This is a genomic window from Amycolatopsis sp. NPDC104819, assembly GCF_055583145.1.
In genome coordinates this window covers 318278-327597 of record NZ_JBVJON010000011.1, presented here as the reverse complement: position 1 = coordinate 327597, position 9320 = coordinate 318278, and the positions used below count along the sequence as shown (strand labels likewise).

7 protein-coding genes are annotated in these 9320 nt (G+C 71.1%); 4 read left to right on the top strand and 3 right to left on the bottom strand.

Annotation, left to right across the window (positions count from 1 at the left end; all coding sequences use genetic code 11):
* Positions 1 to 218: 218 nt before the first annotated feature.
* The 3 genes from ACZ63E_RS32915 to ACZ63E_RS32905 all read right to left on the bottom strand — a co-directional run bounded on the left by ACZ63E_RS32915 (position 219) and on the right by ACZ63E_RS32905 (position 3610).
* On the bottom strand, positions 219 to 1550 hold the full coding sequence (locus tag ACZ63E_RS32915) for a helix-turn-helix domain-containing protein (RefSeq protein ID WP_465340094.1): 1332 nt from the start codon (positions 1548 to 1550) through the stop codon (positions 219 to 221).
* 276 nt (positions 1551 to 1826) lie between these two features.
* Positions 1827 to 3062 carry an MFS transporter gene (locus ACZ63E_RS32910; protein ID WP_465340093.1) on the bottom strand — a complete coding sequence of 412 codons (1236 nt, stop codon included), beginning with the start codon at positions 3060 to 3062 and terminating at the stop codon, positions 1827 to 1829.
* A 251-nt stretch (positions 3063 to 3313) separates the two neighbouring features.
* Positions 3314 to 3610 carry a putative quinol monooxygenase gene (locus ACZ63E_RS32905; RefSeq protein ID WP_465313414.1) on the bottom strand — a complete coding sequence of 99 codons (297 nt, stop codon included), beginning with the start codon at positions 3608 to 3610 and terminating at the stop codon, positions 3314 to 3316.
* A gap of 199 nt (positions 3611 to 3809) precedes the next feature.
* On the opposite strand from ACZ63E_RS32905, the gene ACZ63E_RS32900 reads away from it, so the two are divergent.
* The 4 genes from ACZ63E_RS32900 to ACZ63E_RS32885 all read left to right on the top strand — a co-directional run bounded on the left by ACZ63E_RS32900 (position 3810) and on the right by ACZ63E_RS32885 (position 9205).
* Positions 3810 to 5195, top strand: a complete 1386-nt coding sequence (locus ACZ63E_RS32900; protein WP_465340092.1) for an AlkA N-terminal domain-containing protein — start codon at positions 3810 to 3812, stop codon at positions 5193 to 5195.
* Between the two features lie 35 nt (positions 5196 to 5230).
* Positions 5231 to 6061, top strand: a complete 831-nt coding sequence (locus ACZ63E_RS32895) for an isocitrate lyase/PEP mutase family protein (RefSeq protein WP_465340091.1) — start codon at positions 5231 to 5233, stop codon at positions 6059 to 6061.
* Between the two features lie 217 nt (positions 6062 to 6278).
* Complete coding sequence (locus tag ACZ63E_RS32890; protein ID WP_465313417.1) at positions 6279 to 7496, top strand: acyl-CoA dehydrogenase family protein; 1218 nt, start codon at positions 6279 to 6281, stop codon at positions 7494 to 7496.
* A gap of 32 nt (positions 7497 to 7528) precedes the next feature.
* Positions 7529 to 9205: a peptide ABC transporter substrate-binding protein gene (locus ACZ63E_RS32885; RefSeq protein ID WP_465340090.1), complete on the top strand. Its 1677-nt coding sequence runs from the start codon at positions 7529 to 7531 to the stop codon at positions 9203 to 9205.
* The last annotated feature ends 115 nt before the right edge of the window (positions 9206 to 9320 follow it).

Here is a 9320-nt window from a genome sequence, read left to right as displayed (position 1 = left end):
CAGGGAGGGGGGTGTCCCCCCCTACCCTCCCCCCTCCTGTTTTTCAGGGGGGGGGGGGGGGGGTGGTTCTCCCCCCCCCCCCCCCCCCCCCCCCCCCCCCCGACACAAACGTCGCGGTCGGAGCGAGTTGAGACGCGGGCCGCCGCCGCGGGGGTGGTAGTCGCCGAGGGCCGCTCGGCCGCGCGAATCCGACTTGGCCGGAACCCTGCCCCTTGTGGTCAGGCCGCCGGCGCGGAGCCGGCGACGGTGAGCTCGTGGTCCACGGTTTCGGCCGGTCCCAGCACGAACGCCCGCACCAGTGGGGAGAGCAGCCGTTCGTCGGCCCCGTGGTGCCAGTGGGCGAGCAGGCCGGCGTCGGCTATCTCCTCCACCAGCTGCTCGTCGCGTTCGGTCGCGACGGCGATCCGGTCCCCCGCCGGCGACCGGGCGAGCCGGCACAGCATCACACGGGCGGCCGGGCTCAGCGTGCGGTACGCCGACCGCAGCGTCTCGAGCACCGACAGGTCGCCGATGCTCAGCCAGTCCAGCGCCTGCCCGTGGTCGCACCACTGCTCGACCACGCCCCGCAGGGTCAGGTGCGGACGGGAGGCCATCTTGCGCAGCGCGATGTCCAGCGCCAGCGGCAGGTCGCCGCAGAACTCGGCGAGCCGGTCGCGCTCCGCGCCGCCGGCGAGGGCGAAGTGCGGCACCGCGGCGGTGATCATGGCGATCGAGTCACCGCGGGAGAGCGGGGCGAGCTGCAGGCGCCGGACGTCCCGCAGGCCCAGCAGCCGGTTGCGGCTGACCAGCAGGGTCGTGCTGGTCGCGGTCTCCGCGAGCAGCGGCCGCACCTGGCACTCGTCTTTGACGTTGTCGAGGAGGACGAGCAACCGCCGTTCCGCCAGCAGTGTGCGATACAGACCGGCGCGGTGGTCGAAGCTCCCTCCCAGCTGTTCGTCGGGTACCCCCAGTGCCCGGAGCAGTCCGTCGAGGACGTCGGCCAGTGCCGGCGCCGGCGGCGCCGCTCCCCCGTGCCGGGGGCCGCCGAGGTCGGCGTAGAGCTGTCCGTCGGCCCGTTCGGCGGCGGCCGCGTGGGCGTAGTGCAGGGCCAGGTCGCTCTTCCCCACCCCGGCCGGCCCGCTGATGACCACGGGGGTGTCCCCCGGAGTCCTCAGCCAGGCCAGCTCCGCCGCCCGGCCGGTGAACCCCCGCGGCCGCTGGGGCAGCTGCGCCGGGTGGGGCAGGTCGCCCCCGCGCCAGCGCAGCCACGGCTGTCTTTCCTTCCGCCCTCTCGAGGAGGGCTCCGGATAGCTTCCCGTCGCGGCGTACCAGTGTTGCCGCCAGGTCTGCTCGTCTCCGCCGCACGCCGCGACGAAGGCCAGCGCGACCTGCAGCGACGGCATGCGGTTGCCGCTCGCCGCGCTCGAGAGAACAGACGATGAGAACATCGCGGATCGTGCCATTTCACGATATGTCGGATTTCCCGCTTGTGCGCGCAAGGCCCTCAGTTCCTGTGCGAATTGGCTTGCGACGCCACCTGCTGCGTTGACCGGCTTTTCGGGTCTGCCCATGACGTTTCCTTCCCCTAACTCACTTAGCGTCTCCGAATCGATGTCCGGTCTCTACCGCCGTTCGGGGGTCACGTTAGGCTTTTCGTGTGAACGACTTGCACGCAGAGTTAAGACGTTGCCAGTTTCATGCTTCTTTAAAGTGCAACAATTGCCTCTTGGGGCGGCCCGATTTACGGCCGAATGGTTGCGGTGAACGGAGACCATCCGGGTCACCGGCCGCCGGGTGAGCCCGAACGGCCGATGACCCGGTTACTCCATCAGGGAACCGGGCCTTGCTCAGGCCGTGACAACCCGCGTACGCGACGCTGTCATGCCGAGGAACGCGCAGAGGGCGGCGACGATCCCGAGCACTCCGCACAACCACCACACGCCGTTACCCAGCGCAACCCACGCCGTGACCCCGAACAGCGGACCCAGCGCCATTCCCAATCCGAAAGTGGCCTGGTGGGCACTGATGTACCGCGCTTTCACCGCGGCGGGAAAGGACGACGGGTAAGCGAACATCGTCGGGCCGTTGACCATGATCCCGAAGACGAAGACGATCGTGCACGCCACCAGCGCCACGGCCGAGCCGCCGCTGATCCCGAAGCCGGCCACCCCGAGGCCCATCAGCGCGGTGCCCGCGGTCGCGGCGACGTACCCCGGCCACCGGGTGACGTAGGCGGTGATCTTCAGCTCGCACAGGATCAGCACCACCGACGCGGTGACGAGCACCGCGCTGTACAGCCCGGTCGAGTGCCCCTCGGCGCTGATCTTCAACGGCAGGGCGACGGTGTACTGGACGTAGATGATCGACCCGAGCAGGACCGAGGCCAGGAAGAACCCGAACCGCCCGTCCCGCAACAAGGTGGCGTACGCGCGGCGCGTTCCGCCCGACCGGCGTTCACCCGGCTCCACGACCTCCCGCTCGATCTTGACCGAGGGCAGCAACCGGACCGCCATCAGCCCGTAGACGACGGCGGTGGCCGCGTCGAACCACAGCAGCAGGTTCCAGTCGACGAGGATGAGCGCCGCGGCGACCAGCGGACTGAGCGCCGCCCCCAGGTTGAGCGCGATCCGCATCATGGAGAATGCCATCACGCGGTCGTCGGCGGGCATCATCTCACTGAGCAGGATGGCGGCCGCGGGGCGATAGCTCTGGGTCGCGAGACCGGCCAGCAGCAGGCCGGCGATCAGCAGGCCGAACAGCGCCGGGCGACTGAACAACGGCACCAGCGCGAGGACGACGGCCGACCCGACCATGGCCGTCGTGATGGTGGCGCGGGGGCCGACGCGGTGGACCAGCTCGCCGCCGACGAGCCCGCCGAGGATCGAGCCGACGCTGTAGGCGGCGATGACCACCCCGGCCTGGCCCGCGGAGAAGCCGCGGACGGTCAGGTACAGCACCATGAAGGTCTGCACGAACGCGCCGAGCTGGTTGACCAGCACCCCGGCGAGGAGGTAGCGGACCGGCGTGGGGGTGCGGCGGAGGACCGCCAGCACACCGGCGGGTTTGTTGATGGTCTCGGTCACGGCCGTGCCTCCAGGGCTAGCGGATGGGTTGTGCCGCACCGATTCGGCTTCACCGGAGTGCGGACGTGCCCATTCCAGCCGCCGCGGGAGTTGACCGGGAGACTTGTCTGTACCGGAAAATCAAACTCAGCCCGCTCCGAGTTGCGAGTTCACCCGAAACGTGTAGGTAATACCGCGGAATCCGCCGTGCATGCGACCGGCCGGACGCAGCGGTTGCTGCATCCGGCCGTGGGTCGCGCGGGAGGCCCGGGTCAGAGGGCGACGACGAGCTCGTGGTCGATCTCGACGAACTCGACGATCAGGTCGGCGAACTGGCCGGCGATCAGCTTCTGGTAGGCCGAAGAGCCGGTGTGGGCGTCGTAGGCGGCCTGGTCCGCGAAGTGCTCGACGAACAGCAGGTAGTCGGTCTTGGCGGGGTCGCGGTACACGCGGAAGGAGACGGTGCCCTCTTCCTGACCGGGCCCCAGCGGCGCGAACTCCTCCACGAGCTTCTCGGCCTCGGCCTGCTTGCCCGGCTTGAGGGGGATGGGGAACACCTTCGCCAGCATGGGGAAACCTCTCTGTAGTGCGACGCCGGAGCGCGTCGCGGCTCGGAGGGAACTCTGGCCGAGATCCGCCGGAGCGGTCTCGCCAGATCCGGACACGATGCCGCCGGGAGTCGGTCACCGGAAAGCCGGTCATCGAGTTGCTTGCTGTCATGTCCGGATGTGGCTAGCGCCGCGGCCCCGGATCCCCTACATCTGGGGCATGACAACTTTTTCGGCCGTCGTCACGACCGGCATCTACTGCCGGCCGGGGTGCGGCGCGAAGCCGCTGGCCGAGAACGTGCGGACGTTCGAGCTGGCGGCCGAGGCCGAAGCGGCGGGGTTCCGCGCCTGCCTGCGCTGCCGGCCCTACCGGGTGGCCGGCCCGGTCGGCGCCGACGCGCCGGAGCTCGTCTGCCGCGCGGTGCAGATGATCATCGCGGGCGCCCTCGACACCGGCACCGAAGCCGGGCTGGGCGAGCGGCTCGCCGTGTCGCCCCGGCACCTGCGCCGGCTGTTCAACGACCACCTCGGCGTGACGCCCGACCAGCTCGCCCGCTCCCGCCGGGCCCACTTCGCGCGGCGCCTGCTCGACGACTCGGACCTCACGGTCGCCGACGTCGCCTTCGCGTCCGGGTTCGGCAGCCTGCGCCAGTTCAACCGCGACATGAAGCTCGTCTTCCGCGCTTCCCCGGTCGAGCTGCGCAACCGGCGCCGCCGGGCCGACCGGCTCGCGGCCGACGGCGGCCTGGCCATGCGCCTCCCGTTCTCCCCGCCGCTGGACTGGGACACCCTCGCCTGTTACCTCGACGAGCACGCCGTGCCCGGCGTCGAGTCGGTGCGCGACGGGGTCTACCGGCGCACGATCAGCCTCGACGGCGAGGCCGGGGTCATCGAGGTCGAGCGGGGCGGTGACGACCACCTGCTGCTGCGGGCGCACCTGCCGTTCTGGGAAGGCCTGATCCACGTCGTCGACCGGGTCGGGGCGATGTTCGGCGTCGACACCGACACCCGGCCCGCGAAGGCGGCCTTCACCGGGGACGCGGTGATCGCGCCGCTGGTCGAAGCGCGGCCCGGGCTGCGGGTGCCGGGCGCGTGGGGCATGTTCGAGGTCGCCGTCGAAGCCGTGCTGAGCCAGTACAGCGCCCGGCCGCGGGTCCGGCGGCAGCTGGCCGCGCTGGTGACCGTGGCGGGCAAGCCGGTGTCCGGGCTCGACGACGGCCTGACCCACCTCTTCCCGTCCGCGGGGGTGCTCGCCACCGCGGACCTGGCCGCCGCCGGGCTGCCGGCGACGACCGCCCGGACGCTGCGCGCGTTCGCCGAAGCCGTGGCCGCGGACGAGACCCTGCTCGACGCCGGGCCGCCGCTCGCGGACTTCGTCACCGCGCTCACCGGCGTGCCGGGGCTCGGCGAGAGCACGGCCCACCAGATCGCGCTGCGGCGCGGCTACCCCGACGCGTTCCCCGGCGCCGACCGGACGCTCTGCACCGCGCTGCTGGACAACGGCATCCTCGACGACAGCGTCGAGCTGGCCGCCCGCTGGCAGCCGTGGCGCGCGTTCGCCGCGTCCCACCTGATCGCGGCCGGCGTGCCCGTCCCGGTCGCCTGACTTCGGCACCGACGAAGAACACTGAGGAGAGATCCATGCACAGCACCCAGCGCGGCCTCGCCGAGACCCTGCGCTCCCTGCACGACCACCGCACCCTGGTGCTGCCGAACGCCTGGGACGCGGCCAGCGCGGCGATCGTCGCGCGGGCGGGCGCCCCGGCGATCGCCACCACGAGCGGCGGGGTGGCGTGGTCGGCGGGCCGCCCCGACGGCCACGGCCTCACCCGCGAGGAGATGGCCGAGCTGGTCGCCCGGATCGTGCGGGTGGTCGACGTCCCGGTGACCGCGGACATCGAGGGCGGCTACGGGCCGTCCGCCGAAGACGTCGCCGCGACCGTCCGCGCGGTCGTCGAGGCGGGCGCGGTCGGGGTCAACCTGGAGGACTCGACCGCCCCGGGCGGCCCGCTGTTCGACGTCGGCGCCCAGGTCGAGCGGGTCCGCGCGGCCCGCACCGCGGCGACCGAGGCCGGGCTGCCCGAGCTGTGGATCAACATCCGCACCGACGTCTACCTCTTCGGGATCGGCGAGCCCGAAGGCCGCCTCGACGAGGTGCTCTCCCGCGCCGGCGCGTACGCGGGGGCGGGCGCCGACAGCCTGTTCGTCCCCGGGCTGATCGACCTCGAGGTCCTGCGCACGCTGGTCGAGCAGAGCCCGCTGCCGGTCAACGTGATGGTGTGGCCCGGCGCGCCCACGGTGGCCGAGCTGGAGGCGGTGGGCGTCCGGCGCATCAGCGTCGGCACGGCGATCGCCCAGGCCGCGTACGCGGTCGCCGAGCGCGCGGCGGCGGAGCTGCTCGAGAAGGGCACCTACGGCGCGCTCGAGGGCGGCCTGGACTTCGGCGCGGTCAACAGCGCCGTCACCCGCTGACCTTCCCCCAGCGGGTCGCAAGAGCCGCGACGAGACCTCCCGGTCCCGTCGCGGCTCTTTTTTGTGTGCGGGCCACGCTGTCAACCTGATTCATGCGCTATTGATTTTCCAGCGTGGACAAGGGTTTCTGCCAATCCACCCGGTGGCTTGAATGACTTCCACGCGGTACGGACCGAGTCCGCGACCAGCAACTCGACCCCCGTGAGGAAGTGATGTGATGACCGTCGTTGAGCCGCTGCCCGCCCGCCCCGGTGGCGACGACCTGGCCGCGCCTTCGACCGCCGCCGAGATCCTGGCCAGGGCCAAGGCGCTCGCCCCGGTGCTGCGCGAGCGGGCCGACGAGATCGAACAGGCCCGCCGGCTGCCCGCCGACGTCGTGGAGCTGCTGCGCGCCACCGGCGTGTTCCGGATGGGGTTCTCCCGGGACCGCGGTGGTCCCGAGCTCACGTCGATCGAGCAGACCGAAGTGGTCGAAGCCCTCGCCTACGGTGACACCGGCGCCGGCTGGTGCGCGATGATCGGGTCGGACACCGGGTTGTACGCCTCGTTCCTGGACCGGGCCGTCGCCGACGAGATGTTCCCCGACCTCGACATGGTGACCGCCGGGCTGCTCTTTCCCAACGGCCGCGCGGAAATCGTGCCCGGCGGCTACCGGCTCACCGGCCGCTGGCAGTTCGGCAGCGGCGTGACGCACGCGGACTGGGTGATCTCCGGCGCGTTCCTCTACCGCGACGGCCGGCCCGAACCCGGCGCGGACGGGTCGGCGCACGACTCGATCCTGTTGATGGTCCCGAAATCCGACGTCGAGGTCGTCGACACCTGGCACACCACCGGCCTGGCCGGCAGCGGCAGCTGCGACTACACGATCACCGACGTCTTCGTGCCGGCCGAACGCGCGCTCACGTTCGCCGAAGTGCGGGGCGGCACGGGCCCGCTGGCCCAGCCCGAGGTGCACATGCGGAACATGCCGGGGGTCGCGCTCGGGGTCGCCCGGGCGGCGCTCGACCACGCCCGGGACGCCGCCGTCACCGCCGGCCGGGCCGACGACTACCGCACGCAGATCACCCTGGCCGACTGCGAAGCCGACTTCGCCGCCACGCGCCACGGCGTCTACGGGGCTTTGCGGCGCCAGCACGAAGTCCTGTCCGCCGGCGGCTCCCTCGACGACCTGACGCCGGCGGAACGGGCCGCCCTGCCGCTGTCGCGGCGTCACGCGTTCCGCACCGCGCGCTCCATCGTGACCCGCCTGTACGACCTGTTGCAGACGTCCGCGATCTACCGGCCTTCGCCGCTGGACCGCTGGCTGCGCGACACCACGACGATGTGCCAGCACATCGTGGCGCAGGACCGCATCCTGCAGACCGCCGGCGCCCACCTGCTCGGTGGCCGCCCCGCATTCCCGCTGGCGCTCGGCATCACCTCGGCGCAGCGCTGAAGCACATCCGCCCCCACCGAAGGAAGAGACCGATGCGAAAGTTCCGGGCCGCCCTGTGCGCGGCCGCCGCGCTGGCCGTGACGCTCAGCGCGTGCAGCACCCCGACCGGCGACACCACCGCACCGCCCAAGGACGTCGGGGCCGCGGCCCCGGCCGCCGCCACCGACGCGAACATCGACCGCGACGCCGTCATCAGCTACAGCGAGACCGAGCCGGCGAACCCGCTGGTGCCCGGCAACACCACCGAGGTCGGCGGGATCAGCGTGCTGGGCACGCTCTTCCGCGGCCTGATCGAGTACGACGCCAAGACGGCCGAGCCGCGCAACGCCGTCGCGGACTCGATCACCACGACCGACTCGAAGGTCTGGACCATCAAGCTCAAGCCGGGCTGGAAGTTCCACGACGGGACGCCGGTGACCGCGAAGAGCTTCGTCGACGCGTGGAACTACACCGCCTACTCCCCCAACCTGATGGCCGGGGCGAGCTATTTCTCGCACGTCGTGGGCTTCGCGGACGTCAACAACGCGACCGCCGACGGCAAGCAGCCGGCGAACCTGCCCGCGGCCAAGGAGCTGTCCGGCCTGAAGCTGGTCGACGACAGCACCTTCTCCGTGACGCTCGACGCGCCGTTCTCGGAGTTCGGCGTCCAGCTCGGCTACGCCGCGTTCTTCCCGATGCCGGCGAGCTTCTTCGCCGACCGCAAGGCCTTCGAGGCGCACCCGGTGGGCAACGGCCCGTTCAAGTTCGACTCCTACACCCCGGGCAAGGACCTCGTCGTCAAGCGGTTCGACGGCTTCTCGGGCTCGCAGAAGCCGAACATCGGCGGCATCGACTTCCGCTTCTACACCGACCTGGACAAGGCCTACGCCGACGTCATCGCGAACAAGCTCGACTTCCTCTCGTTCACGCCGTGGACGTCGACGCAGGGCGGCAAGATCAAGAAGGACCTGCCCGAGGACCGGCGCAAGACCTACACCTACCTCGGTTACCAGGCGATCGCGTTCCCGCTGTTCGACAAGCGCTACGACAGCCCGCAGTTCCGCCAGGCGATCTCCATGGCGATCGACCGGAAGGCCCTGATCCAGCAGGTGTTCAACGGCGGCCGCACGCCGGCCGACGGCCTGGTCGCCCCGAACGTGCAGGGCCACCTGGACAACCAGTGCGGCGAGCTGTGCACCTACGAGCCGCAGAAGGCCAAGCAGCTGTTCGACGCCTCGGGCTTCCAGGGTGACATCGAGCTGACGTCCAACATCGACTCCGGCAACCAGGAGTGGATGGAGGTCATCTGCAAGCAGATCCAGGCTTCGCTGGGCCGCACCTGCAAGTTCACCCCGCAGACCACGCTCGGCGACTTCCGCAAGAAGCTCAACGACCGCAGCGTCACCGGCATCTACCGCTCGGCGTGGGTCGCGGACTACCCGTCGATCGAGAACTTCCTCAACCCGCTGTTCCGCACCGGCGCGGCCTCCAACGTCGGCCAGTACTCCAACCCGAAGGTCGACGACCTGCTCAAGCAGGCCGACGCCGCCCCGTCGCAGAAGCAGGGCCAGGCCCTGTACCAGCAGGCGGAAAAGCTGGTGCTGCAGGACATGCCGACCATCCCGATCTGGTGGCAGTCCGGCACCGCGGCCTGGGCGTCGCGCCTGCACAACGTCCAGCCGACCCAGTTCCGCGAGCTCGACCTGTTCAGCGTCACCGTCAGCAAGTAACACCTGTGCGGGGGGGCGGGGGCCCGGGGGGGCGGGCCCCAAAACAAAAAAAGGAGCAAAATGGACGGTCCCCAGGGGGGGGTTCTTATGGTCGGCGCGGGGTAGGCGAAACTCC

Bases quoted from the DNA above. Each gene is read 5' to 3' on its own strand.
- ACZ63E_RS32905 (WP_465313414.1), bottom strand. From the start codon at position 3,610: ATGCTGGCGAAGGTGTTCCCCATCCCCCTCAAGCCGGGCAAGCAGGCC.
- ACZ63E_RS32885 (WP_465340090.1), top strand. From the start codon at position 7,529: ATGCGAAAGTTCCGGGCCGCCCTGTGCGCGGCCGCCGCGCTGGCCGTG.
- ACZ63E_RS32895 (WP_465340091.1), top strand. From the start codon at position 5,231: ATGCACAGCACCCAGCGCGGCCTCGCCGAGACCCTGCGCTCCCTGCAC.
- ACZ63E_RS32915 (WP_465340094.1), bottom strand. From the start codon at position 1,550: ATGGGCAGACCCGAAAAGCCGGTCAACGCAGCAGGTGGCGTCGCAAGC.
- ACZ63E_RS32890 (WP_465313417.1), top strand. From the start codon at position 6,279: ATGACCGTCGTTGAGCCGCTGCCCGCCCGCCCCGGTGGCGACGACCTG.
- ACZ63E_RS32900 (WP_465340092.1), top strand. From the start codon at position 3,810: ATGACAACTTTTTCGGCCGTCGTCACGACCGGCATCTACTGCCGGCCG.